Below are 18,374 nucleotides of genomic sequence, written 5' to 3'. Positions count from 1 at the left end.
GTCCGGCGGGGTGTGTTGGCTTCTGGGCAGGTGAGGGAAGGGTGCGTGGGACCGCCGTGTAGGATTGAAGCCGCTGACGAGAGGTCCAGGTCGCTTCATGCAGCGCAAGTCCGCCGACCAGGGGGAATCGACCGCGGGGCACTCATCCGGAGCGAGCGCCCTCGTTCGTCGGCGCGTGCCCACGTTGACCATCGTCTCTCACCCCGACCTTCAGCGAGCGGGGGAGCGGGTGCTGCTCGAGGTGATGGAGACGCTGGGCGTGCCCATGTCCGTGTCGCGCAACGGACCGGACTTCGCGCGACCGGGCGCGAGCGGCGCGCGGCCCTTGGACGACCCGTTCCTCAGTCGCACGCCGTTGATGCTGGAGCCTCGGCCCCACGGTGGGCTCCGGCTGATGTCTCCGATGCAGGGCACCCACGTGCGAGTCGGCGACCTGACCGTCAGGAGCGGCGTGGAGCTGACGCAGGCGGAGCTGGGCGCGGGTGTGCCCCTGGTGCTCGCCGAGCGCGTGGTGTTGTTGCTGCACCTGACGTCCGTTCCGGGCCCGAGAGCCGGTGGGGACCTGGGACTCGTGGGGCCCTCCGAGCAGCTCCAGCAGCTCCGGGACGACATCCTGCGAGTGGCGGACCTCCAGGTGCCGGTGCTCATCCGAGGTGAGACGGGCACGGGCAAGGAGCTGGTGGCGCGCGCCATCCACGAGCACGGCCCGCGTCGCTCGGGGCCCTTTGTCAGCGTCAACCTGGGCGCGCTCTCCAAGGAGCTGGTGGCCGCGGAGCTGTTCGGCGCGCAGCGCGGCGCGTACACGGGGGCCAGCAGGGACCGTGAAGGCTTCTTCCGCGCCGCGCATGGCGGCACCCTGCTCCTGGACGAAGTGGGGGAGGCGCCCGCCGAAGTGCAGACGGCGCTCCTTCGCGTGCTGGAGACGGGCGAGGTGTATCCGGTGGGCAGCCATGTCCCGGTGCCCGTGGACGTGCGGCTCGTCGCGGCGACGGACGCGGACCTGGAGACGCGCATCGCGGAGCGGCTCTTCAAGGCGCCGCTCCTGCACCGGCTGGCGGGCTTCGAGCTGCGGGTGCCCGCCTTGCGCGAGCGCCGCGAGGACATGGGCCCCCTGTTCCTCCACTTCGCGCGTCGGGAACTGGCGGTCATCGGTGAGGCACATCGACTGATGGCGGGAGATATCCGTGGCGAGCCCTGGCTGCCCGCGTCCCTGGTGGCGCGGCTGCTGCGTTATGCGTGGCCCGGCAACGTGCGGCAGTTGCACAACGTCACCCGGCAGCTCGTCATCGGGAGCCGGGGGCTCTCCCAACTGCGCGTGGAAGCGCACCTGGAACAGCTGCTCGACTCCGCGACCACACCCGTCGGGGGACGCGCGCTTCCAGAGCCCGCCTTGCGCTGGGCCGACGTGGATGCCTTGGGGAGGACCTTGATGCCCGGAGTGTCCATCCGTCGGCGGCCGTCGGACGTGGGGGAGCAGGAGCTGCTGGCGACCCTGCGCGCCAGTGGGTGGGACCTCCAGGCGACCGCGGTGCGGCTGGGCATCTCCCGGTCCTCCGTCTACCTGCTCATCGATAAGAGCACGCTCCTGAGGTCCGCGGGCGACGTGAGCCCCGAGGAACTCACCCGGTGCTTTCATGAGTGCGCGGGTGACGTCGATGAGATGGCGCAGCGCTTGGAGGTCTCCCGCCGCGCGCTCCAGCGCCGCATCCGCGAGCTCGGCCTGGACGGCGTCTGACGTTCGGGCGCGACTGGCTGTTCAGAAGCCGTCCTCCCTCCGGGTGGGGGCGTTGAATCCAGAGCGCCCCTGCGTCAGAGCTGGCGCGTCCGGAAGGCACTGGGAGGCCATGGGATGTGGTCAGCACCGACGGTGGACGCATCCTCTCGCGGCACGTCCCTGGCGCTCCTGACGGCGGGGGACCTGGCGGGCACCCTCGTCTTCGCCGTCGAGGGCGCGCTGACGGCGGCGCGCGCGGGGCTCGATATCTTCGGGGTGCTGGTGCTCGCGTTCGCCACCGCGCTTGGAGGAGGACTCGTTCGTGACGTGCTCCTCGGGGCCGTGCCGCCGCTGGCGATTCGCGACTGGCGCTATGCGACGACCGCGTTCGGCGGTGGCGTGCTGGTGGTGCTGGTGAGTGGCCCCTTGGGGCACGTCCCACCCACGCTGTTGCTGGCCCTGGACGCCGCGGGGCTCGCCCTCTTCACGGTGACGGGCGCGGGCAAGGCGCTCTCTGTCGGGGCGCCCGCGCTGACGGCCTTGCTGCTGGGCGCGATGACGGGCGTGGGGGGCGGAACGATTCGAGACCTGCTGTTGGCGCGAGTCCCGCTCGTGCTGCGCGCGGACGTCTACGCGGTGGCGGCGCTGGTGGGCGCGGGCGTGCTGCTCGCAGCGCGTCGGTGGGGAGCGTCGGCGGTGCTCGCGGCGAGCCTGGGCGCCGTGGCCTGCTTCGGCTTGAGGATGCTGGCCGTCCTCCAGCACTGGCGGCTTCCCTCCGTGCCAGTGCCTTGAGCAGGAGTGGACCCGCTGGCGGTCCTCAGCGGTAGCGCCGCTCCACCTCGAGGATGGGGATGTCGTTGGCGCTCATGTCGCGGCGGCGCATCAGTCCCTCGGCGTCGAACTCCCAGTGCTCGTTGCCATGGGTGCGGAACCATTGCCCCGTGGCGTCGTGCCACTCGTATTCGAAGCGCACGGAGATGCGGTGCTCGGTGAAGCACCACAGCTCCTTCATCAGCCGGTAGTCCAGCTCCCGGGCCCACTTGCGCCGCAGGAAGTCCGTGATGGCCTCGCGCCCCCGGAAGAACTCGGTGCGGTTGCGCCACTCGGAATCCTCCGTGTAGGCGAGCGCCACCCGCTCGGGGTCTCTGCTGTTCCACGCGTTCTCGGCGGCCTGGACCTTGGCGCGGGCCGTCTCCAGCGTGAAGGGCGGGCGAAGAGGGGAGGGCATGTCCTGCTCCTGTCTTGGGATGGGAAGCAGGGCCTCCCATGGAAGTGAAGCCTCCACCCATTGCACCCCCCGTGCCCTCGCCGCGCTCGCTGCTGACGCCGGACTGAACCAGAATGCGTACTTCACTCGTCACCACGAAATCTCGGGGTGGACGAGAAGTCGTGGCGACCCGAGGCGCGCCTGGGTAAGCAGGAGCGATGTACGCCGAGGCGCTCCAGTCCATCTCCCTGGCCATGGCCCAGGTCCGCTCGGTGGACCTGCTGCTCGCGCGCATCGTCCAGGGGCTCGCCGCGCAGCCGGATGTGGCGCTGGGCCGCATCTGGCTCATCGCGCCGGGTGACCTCTGTGGGACGTGTCCCATGCGCGCCGAGTGTCCGGACACCTCCCGGTGTCTGCATCTGGCGGCGAGCGCGGGGGGCTCCCGGAAGAGCGACGAGGCGTGGTCAGGTCTGGAGGGAGCCTTCCGGCGCTTTCCCCTGGGCGTGCGCAAGGTGGGCCAGGTCGGGGCGACCGGAGAGGCCGTCCTCCTCCAGTGCGCCTCCGGAGATGCGGACTGGCTGGTGCGGCGGGAGTGGGCGCGCCGCGAGGGCATCCAGAGCTTCGCGGCCCAGCCCCTCGTCTTCCGGGGCGAGGTGCTCGGGGTGCTGGCCGTGTTCAGCCGCCGCAAGCTGGGGCGCTCGGAGTTCTCGTGGCTGCGTGCGTTCGCGGACCATGCGGCGGTGGCCCTCTCCAACGCGCGGGCCTTCGAGGAGGTGGCTCGGCTGAGAGGGCAGCTCGAGCTGGAGCGCGACTATCTGCGGGAAGAAGTGAAGGACGCGCTCTCCTTCGGAGAAATCGTGGGCCGCGGGGGTGCCCTCCGGCGGGTGCTTCAGCAGATTCAGCCCGTGGCGGCCACGACGGCCAGCGTGCTGATTCTCGGGGAGTCGGGGGTGGGCAAGGAACTCATCGCCCGTGCCATCCACGAGCAGAGCCCTCGCCGGGAGCGGCCCCTCATCCGCGTCAACTGCGCCTCCATTCCCCGGGAGCTGTTCGAAAGCGAGTTCTTCGGCCACGTGCGAGGGGCCTTCACGGGAGCGCACCGGGACAGGGCGGGCCGCTTCCAGGCTGCTGACGGGGGAACGCTCTTCCTCGACGAGGTGGGGGAGATTCCCCTGGAGCTGCAGGGCAAGTTGCTGCGGGTGCTCCAGGAGGGCTCGTTCGAGCGCGTCGGTGAGGACGTCACGCGCAAGGTGGACGTGCGCATCATCGCCGCCACCAACCGGGACTTGAAGGGGGAGGCGGCGGCGGGTCGGTTCCGCGAGGACCTCTACTACCGGTTGAGCGTCTTCCCCATCGAGGTGCCGCCGCTGCGTCAGCGACTGGAGGATGTCCCGCTGCTCGCCGAGCACTTCCTCGAACGTGTCTCCGCACGGCTCAAGGTTCCCGTGCCCCGGATGAGTCAGGCCCAGGTGCAGGCGCTCCAGCGCTACGACTGGCCCGGCAACGTCCGAGAGCTGGAGAACGTCCTGGAGCGCGCCGTCATCCTCTCGCGCGGTGGGAGGCTGCGGTTGGACCAGGCCCTTCCGGAGGGCCGCCAACCGATGACGGGGGGCACCGCCTCCTTCCTCACCGAGCGGGAGTGGCGCCGCCGGGAGAAGGACAACCTGAAGGCGGCCCTGGCGGCGGCGGGCGGCAAGGTGTACGGCCCGGGTGGAGCCGCCGAGCTGCTGGGCCTGGCTCCAACGACGCTGGCCTCCAGACTCAAGGTGCTGGGCATCAAGGTCCGCTGAGCGGCACCGCGCGTTCGTGACGCCGCGCCACGAGACTTCGTGATTCACGAATTATCGTGGTCCCCGGACTCCCCGCGTCAATATTTCAACTCAGTAGCAATTGACTCAGGGTGGTGTGAATCGCCGGATTATCCGCCCATCCGGAAACTATTGTATCTGAATTGACGATATTCCGGGATGACTGGCCGCTCCGGCCCCCCCTCCTGGAGTCTCGAGTGCTTCGTGCGCCGTGTTTGCCGCTGTGCCTGCTCGTCTTGGGGTTGTCCTCCACCGCCCTGGGACAACCCTTGGTGGACGCGGGGGCACCCTTCGGGATGCTTCCCCTGATTGACGAGGTGAACTGCGGAGACCCCGCGGATCCACATCCCGTCATCCACGGCGCCAACAGCACCTCGACGATTCGCTCCCTCACGCTGGACGGGGTGACGCGTCCGGTGCGCGCGATGACGATGGGGCCGCGGGCGAAGTCCTTCTCCTACAAGCTGGGGGCGGGCAAGGGGCTCCAGGCCGGACGCGCCTACTTGTTGGTGGTGGAGTACCCGGATGACGAGTCGCGGCTGATGGGGGTGGCCAACAAGGGCGCCGACAAGTTCCGGGGCATCAGCACCGGCACGTCCATTGGCGACTTCCGGGAGCAGTACGCCTATCCCAATCCGGAGTCGCTCAAGTATCCGCTGTCGCGCAAGTGGCAGCAGTTCCGGCAGTTCTTCTACCTGCACGACCGCCTCGCGCCCATCGTCGGTCAGCGCAACGTGGAGGACACCCGGCGCCCCGAGGGACCGGCGAATGGTTTCTGGGTCTCCGTGGGGCACTTCGCGCGCCATGGCTCACCCACGGACAAGGGCACGGCCGTCTCGCGCATCCGGCTCTTCGAGGTCCCGAATCCCGCGAGCCTGGACCTGGCCATCAACTATCCGCCCGCGCCGCTGCCTCGCAGGCATGTCTTCTGGCGGGAGGAGATGAACGACGACACGGCCATCTGCGCGCAGGGCGCGGAGACCGACTGTCAGCCCGCGACCTCGCCCGGCACGTGGTTCGACTACCGCATGAAGCAGGCGAAGTTCCTCGGCATCGACACGTACGGGCATGACCTGATGGAGTTTGGCTACACGGAGGGCTGGGACGCGGACTCGTTCTCCGCGCCGCCGTGGTACGTGCAGCCCAGGGACCCGACGCTGTGGGCCACGGCGGTGTCTCGCGCGGCGGCCAACGGGTTCTCCGTGCTGCCCTATTACGAATACACCGGTGCCATCTCCGGTGAGCGCGTCTACACGAGCACGTCGTGCGTGCAGGACTCCGATTGCAAGTCCATCTCCAAGTGGCACACCTGCATCGAGCCCTGGCAGCAGCCGCCGGTGTGTGGGCTCAAGCCGCTGGGTGAGCAGCGCCGGTGCAAGCCGCTGTTCGACCGGGACGGGGACATCTACTCGCCCATCTACTGGGCGGACGATAACTGCGTGGATGTGTCGGACCCGGATGCGCTGGCGGACGTGAAGAAGTTGATGGACGCCACGGTGCTCCATTTCAAGAGCCAGGTGAACTTCCTGGGTGCGTGGTTCCGCACGCGCCCCACGGACCTGCCGGTGAGCTTCGCGCCGGAGGCGCTGGGCCGGTTCTCGAGCGACACGGGTCAGAGCGTGTCGCGCCCCATGCTCCAGACGAACGTCACGCTGCGGGCGCAGTACTACGCGTGGTGGTTCGGCAAGCGGCGCGCCTTCCTGGAGGCCATCCGCGACTATCTCCGGCAGAACGGCGTGGCGAATGCGCAGGTCCTCTTCACTCCGTATCCGGAAGAGGGGCTGCCCACGCCGGAAGACCTGCCGGACATGGCGGTTACCGTCACGGACGATCCGGCCGCATGGTCCGTCATCGACAACCAGGGGTGCTGCGCGCCGGGTGACACCACGGACCGCTGCTGTCAGTACCGCTATCCCCCCACCGAGCCCGCCGCGTTCCTCCAGGACGGCACGTACCGCAAGGCCCTCACCTCGGACGAGCTGCCGCCCACCGAGCACCTGAACCGCAGCTGGGGCGAGCCCTTCAACAGCTTCCCGCCGGCGGACCCTGACCGCTACAAGACGTCGGAGGGCGTCTACCTGACGTATCCGTTCAATCGCCTCTACAGCGTGGCGGACAGCGCTCTGCTCAACCGCTTCCGCACCGCATCCGGTCTGGCGATGGTGCACCACTTCCCGCTGAACGAGGACGACGGCAAGGGTGACTACGCCAAGGACACGGCGGACGAGCGCTATGGCAACTGGCCGATGGGGGGCTTGTGGGGTTACCTCTCCATGTCGGTGGACCGGCAGGGGCCGTACTCCATGCTGGCCGAGGCGCGCGCGGTGGCCAACGGGGACCCGACGCTGCTGGGATATCTCGAAGCCTCGTCCATCAGCCGTGGCTTCCCCGAGTACACGCGGGCCTTCCATGCGGCGTATCTCGCGCTGCCCGCGCTGCCAAGCACCGTGGTGGCCGGCGCGGCGTCGGACGCGGAGGTCGTCGTGCGGAAGATGGCCACGGCGCAGGGCAACTTCTACGCGGTGGTGAACACGTCGATGCAGTCGAAGCAGGGCGTGACCATCACGCTGCCCGGGGAGACGCAGCCCATCGTGGACCGGGTGAGCCGAGGCGTCGTGACTGGTGTGAGTCTCAGCCTGTACCCGGGCCAGCTCCTGGCGTGGCAGGTGGGAGGCGCGACGGGCGGCGGGACGGATGGTGGAACGGGACCGACGGATGCGGGCTCGGGGCCAGGGTGTCTTGACGCCACGGGCATGGGGGACGCGGAGCCGTTCAAGGCGCTGGGCGCGGACGCCGAGGCGGAGCAGGGCTGTGGCGGTTGCGGCACGCGTGGGGGAACGGGCGCCATCACGCTGATGGGGCTCATGGGGCTCGCGCTGTGGTTGCGTCACCGACGCGCGTGAGGAAGCACGACGGCGGGTGACGCGCACCAGGTCCGCCGTTTCCGCCGAGGCTTCAAGTGGGAGCGGCGGGCCCTGGGTGTGGTTTGCATGCCAAGGCTTCGCCTCCGTCGGCGTCGGGCGCGAGCGTCATGCGGTGACGCGTTCAGTGCCTCTCGTTTCCTCCGAGGCTTCAATGGAGAGCGTCGGGCCTTGGGCGTGGTTTGCATGCAGGGGCTCGCCTCCATCGCCGCCGGGCACGAGCGTCATGCGGTGACGCGCACCGGGCCTGTTGTTGCCGCCGAAGCTTCAGTGTGGAGCGGCGGGCCCTGGGTGTGGGTTTGCCTGCCGGGGCTCGCCTCCGTCGCTGTCGGACGCGAGCGTCATGCGGCGTGGCGATGGCTGGCGGACGTTTCCGACGCGGGCGCCCCCGTCATGCCGCTCGTCCCGACGCCGTGCCGGTATGCCCGTGCTTTACTCCCGCCGTTCAGGCCGTCCGCCGCAGCCAAGGAGCAGGAACCGGTGAAGAAGCTCGTCAATGAGCCCAGGGCCGTCGTGAGGCAGATGCTGGAGGGATTCGTCGCGCTCGCTCCGGCGCAGGTGTTGCTCGACGACGAGACGGTGGTCATCCGCGCCGACACGCCGGCCGACCCTCGACAGCGCAAGGTCTCCATCATCTCGGGGGGTGGCAGCGGGCATGAGCCGGCGCACGCGGGCTACGTGGGCGCGGGCATGCTCGACGCGGCGGTCGCCGGGGACGTGTTCACCTCCCCGAGCACGGACGCCGTGCTCACTGCCATCCGCGCGGTATCCGGCCCCGCGGGCTCGCTCCTCGTGGTGAAGAACTACACCGGTGACCGGCTCAACTTCGGCCTCGCAGCCGAGCTGGCCCGCGCGGAGGGCATCCCCGTGGAGGTCGTCGTGGTCGCCGATGACGTCGCCCTGCGCGACACCGTCGAACCCGCGCGACGTCGCGGCATCGCCGGCACCGTGCTCGTCCACAAAATCGCGGGCGCCGCCGCGGCTGCGGGCCTGTCCCTGAAGGACGTGCTCCGTGAAGCGCAGGCGGCCTCGGCGGAGCTCGGCACCATGGGCGTCGCGCTCGGCCCGTGCACCGTCCCCGCGGCGGGCCGTCCTGGCTTCACGCTGGGCGACGATGAAATCGAGCTGGGCCTGGGCATCCACGGTGAGCAGGGCGTGCGACGCGTCCCACTCCAACAGGTCGATGCGCTGGTGGACACGTTGCTCTCCACCATCATCGAGGACCGGAACCTCCAAGCACGCACCCCGGTGGCCCTGCTCGTCAACGGACTGGGTGGCACTCCACCGATGGAGCTGGCCATCGTCACGCGTCGAGCACTGACGCTCCTTCGCGAGCGCGGCCTGCGAGTGGAGCGGGCCTGGACCGGGACGTTCCTCTCCGCGCTGGAGATGCCGGGCTGCTCGCTGTCCGTGCTGAAGCTGGACGACTCGCGCCTCGCCCGGCTCGACGCGAAGACCACCGCGCCCGCATGGGGAGGGGAGGGCCGCCTCGCACCCGAGCGGCCCGTGCGTTCCGTCCCCGCCACGCCGCTCACACCTCCCAGCCAGGAGGCACGTCAACCTGGAATGGAGCGCGTGAAGGAGGCCGCGCTCGCCGTGGCCACGGCCTTCGAGGCGAGCGAGACACGCCTCACGGAGCTCGACAGCGCGGCGGGAGACGGGGACCTGGGACTCAGTCTGTCGCGCGGCGCCGCGGCGATTCGCGCCCTGCCCGAGTCCTCCTGGACGAATCCCTCGCGAGCCCTCACGTCCATCGGTGATGCCCTGCGGCGCGCCATCGGAGGAAGCTCGGGGCCGTTCTACGCCACGGCGCTGCTGCGCGCCGCGCGTCGGCTCTCCGAGGGCTCCACCGATGCTCCCGCCTGGGCGGACGCGTTCGGCCTCGCCGTCGACGCGGTGGCGCAGCTCGGCGGAGCCCGGCCCGGAGACCGCACCATGCTCGATGCGCTCAAGCCCGCCGCCGATGCCTTCGCGCGAGAGCTGAAGGCCGGAAGGTCGACCGCCGAGGCCTGGGCCGCGACGGTGCGCGAGGGTGAGCAGGGCGCGGAGGCCACCGCGCGCATGCAGCCTCGGCTCGGACGCGCCAGCTACCTGGGGAGCAGGGCGCTTGGTGTGCCCGATGCGGGCGCCGCCGCCGTCGTTGTCTGGTTGAAGGCGCTCACGCCCTTCATCGGATGAGCGTTGGAGAGTTGCCCGGCGGCGCGGCCCGCTCCGGCGGACCACCGACGGGCCGGATGGCTTCCCTGGGACGACGCGGAGGACGCCAGCCGAGCGATACCCTCAAATAGGGCGCCGGGCCCGTGGACTGGAGCAACCCCAGCTCCACCCGGTCCCGGTCCTTGTCGAGCAGCGCATAGTCGTTCAGGAAGTCGAGCCCGATGGACGAGCTGACCCAGAGGTTTCCAGTGCCCAGGCGCGCATTCACCGTGGGGCCGAAGCGCAGTGCCGTCTCCCGGATGTAGTGCGGCTTGGGGCCCTGCTCGTCATACGGGATGCGAGAACGGAAGACCTGCTGATCGAACATGCCGGTGATGCCCAGCTCCAGCCCGTCGCCCACCTTGTACAACATGGCGAGCCGCGGCAGGCCCACCTCCAGGATGTACGGCCCCTTGCGGTACGCGAAGGCAATCATGGGGACGACGGGCGTGGCGTCGAACGGATACAGCGCCACCAGCCCGAACGTCAGCCGCACGTCCGGGTCTCCTCCAATCAGGTAGTTCGCCATGGCGAAGCCCGCCCACGAGGTGTCCAGCCCGAAGTCGAAGGAACTCTTGAAGTCCGTGCGCGTGTTCGCCACCGCGCCTGTCACCAGCATCCACCGGGGTGTGAGCGGACGAATCAGCGTGAGTCCGAGCTGGAAGCGATGGAACTGTCTTCCCAGCTTCTCCTCGGCGACGTCCGCGAGCGGGCCGTGCTGCTCCAGCCCCATGAAGCGCGTCTCGTAGCCGAAGGAGGGCACGAGCACCGTGCGACCCAGGAACACGGGCGGGAGAGGGAGGCGCAGCTCCAACTGCTTGCGCTCATCCAGTCTGCCGCCTTGTGAGCCAATCTCGGTGCCGCGCGCGAAGGTGACGCCAACGTAGGCCCGGTCCTCCGTCGTCTGCGCACCCGCCGTCCAGGCGAAGAGCAGCGCGCAGGCGAGCAGCGCTCCCTGGGCGGCCACGCCCCGAGCACCCGCGCTCCAGAGCGTCGAAACCCACCGGACAGTCCTGGTCAATGCCACGCAGACCTCACACCGTTTTCCCGGCCGAAGCTCCCAGTATACCCGGAGCCGAGCGGCCAAGGCTTCTCATGGAGGTTCGGCCAGGACATTCCACTCGTCAGGAGCCGTGCGGACTCCTAGCCTGGAAGCATGACGCTCTTCGAAAAGTTGCTCCAGGAACCCTCGCTCCACGCTCACGCTGGCTCGGCCGCCAAGCGGGCCTCGCTCAAGGCGAAGCTGTCGCCCTCGGCCGAAGTGAAGCAGGTGACCACGGACCTGAGGATCTCCGAGGGACAGGACCAGCTTCTCGACGCGAAGAGCGTCACCGTGAAGGGCAACCTCATCATCGAGGACCAGGGCCGCCTGCTCGTCGCGGGAGACCTGGTGGTGGAGGGCAACATCATCCACGAGGGCTTCGACTACTCGCTGCTCTTCGTCGGAGGCTCGCTCAAGGCGAACAACCTCCTCTTCCACGGAGAGATTGTCGTGCTGGGCGACTTCGCCCTCCAGGGTGTGGCGTGGACCTACTACAGCGACTACTCCGCCTACGCGGACACGCTGTCCGCCCGGCTCGTCGTCTCGGATGACCGCGAGGACGCCATCGACAAGGTGCGCGCGCCGCAGCACCTCGTGGGCCATTCCAGCGAAATCGGTCCCAAGCTGGGCAAGCTGCTCCACAAGGGGCTGGTGGATGAGGAGGGCGAGTGGTCCTACACCACGCTCGCGAAGAAACTCCTGAAGAAGGAAGAGCTGCTGCCGTGACGTGAGCCCCGGCCAGGGCCTCGCTCCAACGGTCCGCTCGGCTCAAGGACTTACAGGTAAAACGCGAAAGACATCCGGATTGTCTGCGCCATCCGGAGACCTCCTGTGTCTCGGGGATAACCCCCCTCTCTTCGTCCCCCCGGGCGAAGGGCCTCTCGAGGTCGATCGATGCGCATCCCGATGGATTTTCCGAGGGCGCGGCTTGCCGCGTTCCTGCTAGCGCCCCTGCTGTCGATGTCCTGCGCGGGAGGCGCTCCTGACGAGTCGCTTCCCTCTGGAGACGGCGCTCCCGAAGTGGGCGCGCTCCCCACGACGCCGGACGCGGACCTGGCCGCCGCCGCCGCGCCTTCACTCGCGACGGTGCTCGTCGCGACGGGCGCGTCGTGGCGCTACCTGGACACGGGCGTGGACCTGGGCACGACGTGGTCGGCGACGGGCTTCTCCGACGCGGCCTGGCCCGCGGGTGCTTCGCCGCTGGGCTACGCGGAGACGGACCTGTCCACGGCGGTCTCCTACGGCTCCAACGCGACGAACAAGCACATCACCACGTACTTCCGGCACGCCTTCACCGTCGCGGACGCGGCGCGGGTCAGCGAGCTGCTGGTGCGGCTGCAGCGGGATGACGGGGCCATCGTCTACCTGAACGGCACGGAGGTCTTCCGCAGCAACCTGCCCGCCGGAACGGTGGGCTACCGCACGCTGGCGCCCGCCACCGTCTCGTTGCCCGCGGAAGAGCAGACGTGGATGAGTCAGGCCATCGACGTGGCGGCGCTGCGCACGGGGACGAACGTCCTCGCGGTGGAGTTGCACCAGTCCGCGGCGAACACGTCCGATGCGCGCTTCAACCTGGAGCTGAGCGCCACGCTGACGACCGCGCCGACGCCCATCTCCGCGTGCTACCCGTTCGACATGCCGACGACGGCGGCGCTGCGCGCGGCGCCGAAGAAGGTCTTCGGTTTCTATTACCCCATCTTCCCCATCTCCATCGACAACGCGCAGCCCGCGTCGGACTACTGGACGGGCTGGATGACGCCCGAGTCGCGCAACGGCGAGTACGCCAACATCGGTGGACTGATGAGGGACCGGCCGTTGCCCCGCGCCCCCTGGGCCGACAGCGCGTGGCGGCAGCGTGATTTCGAGACGGAGGTGCGCCGCGCGATTGCCTCCGGCATGGATGGCTTCCTCTACGAGCACCCGTACCGCGTCTCGTCCGACACGCGGAACAACCAGCTCACCGTCATGCTCGCCGCGGCGGCGGCGGTGGACCCGGAGTTCCGCATCGTCCTCAGTCCGGACTTCCCCACCGAGGCCGCGGGCACCACGGATGGACTGGTGTCGATGATTGCCTCCGTGGCCAATCACCCGTCCGTGCACAAGCTCGATGGCGCCATCGTCCTCGCCACCTTCAACCCCGAGCGCAAGTCGGTGGCGTGGTGGACGGAGCTGAAGACGCGACTGGCGGCGCAGAACATCCAGGTCACCTTCTGGCCGCTCCTGTCGTACACGGGCGACGTGACGAAGTACGCGGAGTGGAACCCCCTGGTGACGGGCTTCTCCACGTGGGGCGAGCGCACCGCGCAGTCCGCGGAGAACATGCGCCGCTGGAGCGTGGAGTCGCACCGCCGAGGCAAGAAGTGGATGTCGCCCGTCGCGTTCGAGGACGTGCGCCACAAGCTCACCGACAGCGAGAACAGCAGCCGCGTGTACTGGGAGGCGCAGAACAGCCTCGCGTTCCGCTCGCAGTTCGAGAAGGCGATTGAAGGCGACGCGGACTGGGTCACCCTGCTGACGCTGACCGACTACGGCGAGTCGTGGATGACGGCGTCGCAGGAGCGCGGCTACGTCGTCATGGACTGGATTGCGTACTACACCACGTGGTTCAAGACGGGTCAGCGGCCCACCATCGTCCGCGACACGCTCTATTACACGCACCGCCGGCACCGCACGGATGCGCCCTTCAACGCCGCGAAGCAGACGGCGCGCGTGATGAAGCTGCGGGGCGGGGTCGCCGCGTCCAACCAGGTGGAGCTGCTCGCCTTCCTCAAGGAGCCGGGCCGGCTGGTCATCACCCAGGGCACCGACGTGCGCACGCTGGATGTGACGAGCGCGGGAGTGACGGCCTTCCAGGCGGCGCTGGTCCCCGGCACCACGCCTGTCTTCGAGCTCCAGCGCAACGGTGTCACCGTCCAGCGCCTGGAGAGCAAGACGCCCATCCTCGCGCAAACCGTTTATCAGGACCTCATGTATCACGCGGGCGGCGGACGCTCCTGCACGCGGCCCTGAGCGTCGACGGGCGCGGGCCCGGAGGATAGGGTCCGCGCCGTGACAACGCGTTACGGCTTCATCGACAAGAAGGGGGAGCTGGTCATCCCCAGCCCCCATGGCACGCCCTTCAGCTTCAACGAAGGCCACGCTCGCATGCCCGTCGAGGGCGGCTGGGCCTTCATCGACGTGAAGGGCCAACGGACGCTCGACGTGAAGCGTGCGTTCACCGGCTTCAGCGATGGGCTGGCCCTGACGGACGCGGGCTTCATCGACGTGAAGGGCAAGCTCGTGTTGCCGGTGGAGTTCAAGGCGAACTTCACGAAGTACGTCGTGGCCGGGGCGACCTACGTCAACGTGGGGCGCTTCGGCTCGGGGCTCGCGCCGGTGATGCGCGCGGGGGCGAAGGGCTCCGATTCGTACATCAACCACAAGGGCGAGGTGGTGCTGGACGGGTTCGGCGGTGGACTCGCCCGGCCCTTCTTCGACGGCAAGGCACACGTCGTCTTGAAGGAGCGCCCCAAGGCAGAGCAGAGCCGGCTCATCGACCCCAAGGGCCAGTGCCTCGCCAGCTTCGACTTCGAGACGATGGGTCGCTTCTCGGACGGGCTGGCGCTGGTCGTGAAGGGCAAGAAGTTCGGCTTCGTGGACGAGTCCGGCGCCTGGGTGCTGGAGCCTGGCTTCTCGAACTGGGACACGAGCCTGACGGAGTGCGCGTTTCGCGAGGGGCTTGCTCCCGTGAAGCAGAAGGGCGCCTATGGCTTCATCGACCGGAAGGGGGCCCTGGTCATCGAGCCCCGCTTCCAGGCGGTGAATGGCACGTTCTCGGAAGGGCTGGCCGCCGTGAAGGAGAACGGCCTGTTCGGCTACCTGCGCCCGGACGGAAGCTGGGCGGTGACACCCCGCTTCGCCTCCGCTCAGCCCTTCTCCCACGGGCTGGCCGTGGTGTTGAACGGCTGACGACGCGCGCTACTTCGACGGCGTGTCGGTGCCCGTGGTCAGCAGGTGCGCGGGCACGGGCGTGGCGGTGGCCACGTTCCAGCTGTCGGGGCGGCCGGCCACGTCACCGGTGGGCCGCACGCCGTTGCCCAGCACGCCCGTCTTGTTCCGGCCCCAGGAGTAGATGGTGCCGTCCGTCGCGGTAGCGTAGTTGTAGAACGACTGCGCGGTGTTGTGCAGGGCCGTGAAGGTAACGCCCGGGGCCACCTGCACGGGGCGGAAGACCATCTTCTCGTACTTGCCCCAGTCCCAGTTGTATGGGGAGTGGTAGGTGGCGAAATCCAGCATCGCTCCATTGCCCACCTCGCCCAGCGCGCTGTCGCCCCAACCCCACAGAGTTCCGTCGTCCAGAATCACATGGGTAACGTGGCCGCTCGCGGAGACGTGGACGACCTTGTGCGTACCGAACTCCGGGAATGACAACTTCACGGGCGTGGACACCGGGTACCAACCGCCTTGCGGTGGGCCGAGCCCCAGGTACGTCCCCTCGAGGCCCCACCCCCACAGGCTTCCGTTCTCGTCGAGCGCGACAACCCAACGGGCACCTCCCGCGGCGAGTTCCTTCACCTTGACGGGGATGTTCAACGAATTCGGTCGCGCATAGTCCGGGTTGTTGCCCCTGCCCAAGGTCTCACCGGCGGCGCTGCCGCCCCAGGCCCAGACCTTGCCGGTGTCATCGAGCGCGAAGATGCTGCTGTCGTTCGTGGTGAAGCTCGTGATTCGCACGCCCTGCGGCAGCGGGACGCGCACGGGCCGGGTGATGTTGCGCGGCTCCGTGTTGCCGTCTCCCGCGATGCCCAGTGTGTCTCCAATCGCCTTGCCGCTCATGCCCCAGACCCAGACGGAGCCGTCCGCCTTCAGCGCCATGTTGAACAGCAGCGCGCTGCGCACCGCGATGACGTTGTCGAACGTCGCGCCGGTGGCGTCCTGGAGGATGAGGTACGGCTGGCCGTTGTTCGGCGTCGTCGTGCGGTTGGGGTAGTCGTTCGTGGTGCCGTCGCCCCGCTGGCCGTAGAGGTTCTGTCCAAAGGTCCAGACGCGGCCCTGGACGTCGAGCGCGACGCTCTGGAAACCGCCGCCCGCCACGTCCTTGAAACGCAGCTCCGCGGGCAGGGCGATGTCGATGGGCGGGACCTGGTTGTATGGGTTGGCGTGGCCGACGCCGAGCTGCCCGGCGCGGTTGGAGCCGATGCCCAACACCCGACCGTTCACCAGGTAGAACAACTGGTACTCGGCGCTGGCGATGCGGGTCAGCCCCGCGAGGCTGTCGGTGGGCCCTCCACCCGCGTCCTGCGTTCCCGCATCCTGAGTCCCCGCGTCTGGTGCTCCCGCGTCTTGTGTTCCCGCGTCGTCGCCGGCCACCTCGACGAACCCCGTGTCTGGAGGGTCCTCCGTTCCCGAATCATCGGACGACGCGGAGCACCCCATGAGGACCACGGCGAGCGAGACGAAGAGCGTACGGAAAAGTGACATGTGTCTATTGTCACTTGATTGCCGCAACAAAGGGAAGTCAGGCGGAGATGGACTCCGTCCGACATCCTTCAATCGCCCCCGGTCGCGGGGCTGACCTGCCTGCTCACTCGGGCCCGCGAGCCTGGCCTTCAGAGGGGAGACCGGCGTGGATGTGAAAGCCGACGCGAGTCCGTGTACCTTGGGTGGCATGTCACGCGGACGCGGTTGGATTTTGTGGGTGGCGGCCTTCGCCTACTGGACCTTGCAGGGGCTTGCCGCCTCCAGTGAGGCGCACTCGGTGCGGGGCGTGTCCTGGGCTCATGCGCTGCTCACGGATGGCTTCGCCACCGCGCTGTGGGCGCCCGTCACCATCGCCGTCGTGTACTACGGCCTGCGCTTCCCCTTCGAGCGGCGTCGCTGGCGCTCCCGTCTGGCGCTGCATGTGGGCGGCGCGCTCGCCGTCTCGTTCTTCCGCGCCACGGTCATCTACTCGCTGGACCCGTACTTCCACTGGTACGACGCGCCCCCCGCCTACACGGCCGTCCTCGAGCACGCGCTGCTCTACAACCCGTTCATCTACCTGACGCTCCTGGGCGTGGCGCACGCCATCTACTACGCCGAGCAGCTCCGGCTTCGGGACACCCAACTCGCCCGCGCCCAGCTCCACGTCCTCAAGTCCCAGCTCCACCCGCACTTCCTCTTCAACACGCTCAACTCCATCTCCGCCCTGGTGCACCGGGACCCGATGGGCAGCGAGCGGATGATTGCTAGGCTCAGTGACTTGCTGCGGGGCACGCTGGATGCCGCGGGCCGCGAGGAGGTGACGCTGCGGGACGAACTGCGCACCCTCCAGCTCTACCTGGACATCCAGGGCGTGCGCTTCACGGACCGGCTCCAGGTGAAGCACGAAATCGAGCAGGACACGCTCGGCGCCCACGTGCCGCACCTGTTGCTCCAGCCCCTGGTGGAGAACGCCATCCAGCATGGCATCGCCCCCCGCTCCGCCCCGGGCACGGTGACGGTGTCCGCCCGGCGTGAGGGCTCGGCGCTGCTCCTGGAGGTCCGCGACGACGGCGTCGGGCTGCGCGAGGCGACCACGCCCAGGACCTCGGGGGGCGGCAAAGGCCTGTGGATTACGCGGGAGCGGCTGGTCCAGCTCTATGGCCCGGACCACCGGCTGGAGCTGCGCGGACGCTCGGAGGGTGGGGCGCTGGTGTCCCTGGCCATTCCCTTCCGGACGGAGCCGGCGACATGACTCCGCCCATCCGCGTGCTCATCGTCGACGATGAGCCGCTGGCCCGGGAGCGACTGAAGGAGCTGCTCGCGGACGAGTCGGACATGGCCGTCATCGGCGAGTGTCGCGACGGTGTGGAGGCTATCGCCGCCATTGGCAGGGAGCGTCCGGACCTGGTCTTGCTGGACGTGCAGATGCCGGAACCCGACGGCTTCGGCGTGCTGCGCGCGGTGGCCCAGGAGCAGCAGCCGGCGGTCATCTTCGTGACGGCGCACCGGGACTTCGCGGTGCAGGCGTTCGAGGCCAACGCGCTCGACTACCTGCTCAAGCCGTTCGACAGGGAGCGCTTCCGCCTCAGCCTCGCGCGGGTGCGCGAGCGCCGCCGCACCGGGGCCATGGAGTTGGACTCGGATCTCATCGAGCGGCTCGAGTCGCTGTCGCAGCGCCTGCCTCCCACGTCGGAGCCCTACGCGACGAAGTTGGTGACCAAGGTGGGCTGGCGCATGCGGTTTCTTCGCGTGGAGGACATCGACTACCTGGAGGCGGAGGGGAACTACGTCTCCGTCCACCTGGGGAAGCAGTCGTACCTGGCGCGCGAGACGATGAACGCGCTGGAGGCGAAGCTGGACCCGAAGGACTTCGTGCGCGCGCACCGCTCGCTCATCGTCCGCGTGGACCGCATCGAGGAAGTGGAGCCGCTGCCCCCGGGCGAGTTCGTGCTGACACTGAGGGATGGCACGAAGCTGACGTCCGGTCGGAGCTACCGCGCCAGGCTCCAGCGGGCCCTGGACCTGCCCTCCTGAGCGGGGTGGG

13 protein-coding genes are annotated in these 18,374 nt (G+C 69.0%); 10 read left to right on the top strand and 3 right to left on the bottom strand.

All coding sequences use genetic code 11. From position 1 onward, the window contains the following. Positions 1-97 precede the first annotated feature (97 nt). Entirely contained in the window at positions 98-1,735 is a 1,638-nt protein-coding gene (locus HUA76_RS30110; protein WP_174462777.1) for a sigma 54-interacting transcriptional regulator, read from the top strand. Positions 1,736-1,849: 114 nt separating this feature from the next. Beyond that, a complete protein-coding gene (locus HUA76_RS30105; RefSeq protein ID WP_174462776.1) occupies positions 1,850-2,506 on the top strand; it encodes a trimeric intracellular cation channel family protein in 657 nt (218 codons plus the stop codon). 25 nt (positions 2,507-2,531) lie between these two features. On the opposite strand, the gene HUA76_RS30100 is transcribed toward HUA76_RS30105, so the two are convergent. Continuing rightward, a complete protein-coding gene (locus tag HUA76_RS30100) occupies positions 2,532-2,942 on the bottom strand; it encodes a nuclear transport factor 2 family protein (protein ID WP_174456456.1) in 411 nt (136 codons plus the stop codon). 197 nt (positions 2,943-3,139) lie between these two features. Between HUA76_RS30100 and HUA76_RS30095 the strand changes: the two genes are divergently transcribed. The 3 genes from HUA76_RS30095 to HUA76_RS30085 all read left to right on the top strand — a co-directional run bounded on the left by HUA76_RS30095 (position 3,140) and on the right by HUA76_RS30085 (position 9,828). Beyond that, positions 3,140-4,711, top strand: a complete 1,572-nt coding sequence (locus HUA76_RS30095) for a sigma 54-interacting transcriptional regulator (protein ID WP_174462775.1) — start codon at positions 3,140-3,142, stop codon at positions 4,709-4,711. A 215-nt stretch (positions 4,712-4,926) separates the two neighbouring features. Then, on the top strand, positions 4,927-7,632 hold the full coding sequence (locus HUA76_RS30090; protein WP_174462774.1) for a hypothetical protein: 2,706 nt from the start codon (positions 4,927-4,929) through the stop codon (positions 7,630-7,632). A gap of 498 nt (positions 7,633-8,130) precedes the next feature. Next, entirely contained in the window at positions 8,131-9,828 is a 1,698-nt protein-coding gene (locus tag HUA76_RS30085; protein ID WP_174462773.1) for a dihydroxyacetone kinase family protein, read from the top strand. On the opposite strand, the gene HUA76_RS30080 is transcribed toward HUA76_RS30085, so the two are convergent. Continuing rightward, the gene (locus tag HUA76_RS30080) at positions 9,818-10,873 is read right to left on the bottom strand and encodes a hypothetical protein (protein ID WP_174462772.1); all 1,056 of its coding nucleotides are present in this window, start codon (positions 10,871-10,873) and stop codon (positions 9,818-9,820) included. The two genes, HUA76_RS30085 and HUA76_RS30080, sit on opposite strands and share 11 nt — an antisense overlap. A gap of 129 nt (positions 10,874-11,002) precedes the next feature. Between HUA76_RS30080 and HUA76_RS30075 the strand changes: the two genes are divergently transcribed. From HUA76_RS30075 to HUA76_RS30065, 3 genes are all read left to right on the top strand, one after another. Then, positions 11,003-11,614, top strand: coding sequence for a hypothetical protein (locus HUA76_RS30075; RefSeq protein ID WP_141643672.1), 612 nt, complete (start codon positions 11,003-11,005; stop codon positions 11,612-11,614). Between the two features lie 168 nt (positions 11,615-11,782). After that, positions 11,783-13,897 (top strand): endo-1,3-alpha-glucanase family glycosylhydrolase, encoded by a 2,115-nt coding sequence (locus HUA76_RS30070; protein WP_141643671.1) that lies wholly within the window; start codon positions 11,783-11,785, stop codon positions 13,895-13,897. Positions 13,898-13,936: 39 nt separating this feature from the next. Then, a complete protein-coding gene (locus tag HUA76_RS30065) occupies positions 13,937-14,836 on the top strand; it encodes a WG repeat-containing protein (RefSeq protein WP_371745596.1) in 900 nt (299 codons plus the stop codon). Between the two features lie 9 nt (positions 14,837-14,845). Here HUA76_RS30065 and HUA76_RS30060 read toward each other — a convergent pair whose 3' ends face one another. Then, positions 14,846-16,348, bottom strand: a complete 1,503-nt coding sequence (locus HUA76_RS30060; RefSeq protein WP_174462771.1) for a hypothetical protein — start codon at positions 16,346-16,348, stop codon at positions 14,846-14,848. A 187-nt stretch (positions 16,349-16,535) separates the two neighbouring features. On the opposite strand from HUA76_RS30060, the gene HUA76_RS30055 reads away from it, so the two are divergent. Next, positions 16,536-17,582, top strand: coding sequence for a sensor histidine kinase (locus HUA76_RS30055; protein WP_174456448.1), 1,047 nt, complete (start codon positions 16,536-16,538; stop codon positions 17,580-17,582). Beyond that, positions 17,579-18,364 (top strand): LytTR family DNA-binding domain-containing protein, encoded by a 786-nt coding sequence (locus HUA76_RS30050; RefSeq protein WP_141643908.1) that lies wholly within the window; start codon positions 17,579-17,581, stop codon positions 18,362-18,364. Before HUA76_RS30055 ends, HUA76_RS30050 begins: the two co-directional genes overlap by 4 nt. Positions 18,365-18,374 lie beyond the last annotated feature (10 nt).

The sequence above is a fragment of the Myxococcus sp. CA056 genome, assembly GCF_013336715.1.
GTDB lineage: Bacteria > Myxococcota > Myxococcia > Myxococcales > Myxococcaceae > Myxococcus > Myxococcus llanfairpwllgwyngyllgogerychwyrndrobwllllantysiliogogogochensis.
Note: the sequence above shows the minus strand (reverse complement) of the source record. Positions and strands in the feature narration are given on the sequence as shown.

What these genes read in the sequence shown, in the direction of transcription:
- HUA76_RS30110 (WP_174462777.1), top strand. Translation starts at nt 98, where the DNA reads ATGCAGCGCAAGTCCGCCGACCAGGGGGAATCGACCGCGGGGCACTCA.
- HUA76_RS30105 (WP_174462776.1), top strand. Translation starts at nt 1,850, where the DNA reads ATGTGGTCAGCACCGACGGTGGACGCATCCTCTCGCGGCACGTCCCTG.
- HUA76_RS30100 (WP_174456456.1), bottom strand. Translation starts at nt 2,942, where the DNA reads ATGCCCTCCCCTCTTCGCCCGCCCTTCACGCTGGAGACGGCCCGCGCC.
- HUA76_RS30095 (WP_174462775.1), top strand. Translation starts at nt 3,140, where the DNA reads ATGTACGCCGAGGCGCTCCAGTCCATCTCCCTGGCCATGGCCCAGGTC.
- HUA76_RS30075 (WP_141643672.1), top strand. Translation starts at nt 11,003, where the DNA reads ATGACGCTCTTCGAAAAGTTGCTCCAGGAACCCTCGCTCCACGCTCAC.
- HUA76_RS30070 (WP_141643671.1), top strand. Translation starts at nt 11,783, where the DNA reads ATGCGCATCCCGATGGATTTTCCGAGGGCGCGGCTTGCCGCGTTCCTG.
- HUA76_RS30060 (WP_174462771.1), bottom strand. Translation starts at nt 16,348, where the DNA reads ATGTCACTTTTCCGTACGCTCTTCGTCTCGCTCGCCGTGGTCCTCATG.
- HUA76_RS30055 (WP_174456448.1), top strand. Translation starts at nt 16,536, where the DNA reads ATGTCACGCGGACGCGGTTGGATTTTGTGGGTGGCGGCCTTCGCCTAC.
- HUA76_RS30050 (WP_141643908.1), top strand. Translation starts at nt 17,579, where the DNA reads ATGACTCCGCCCATCCGCGTGCTCATCGTCGACGATGAGCCGCTGGCC.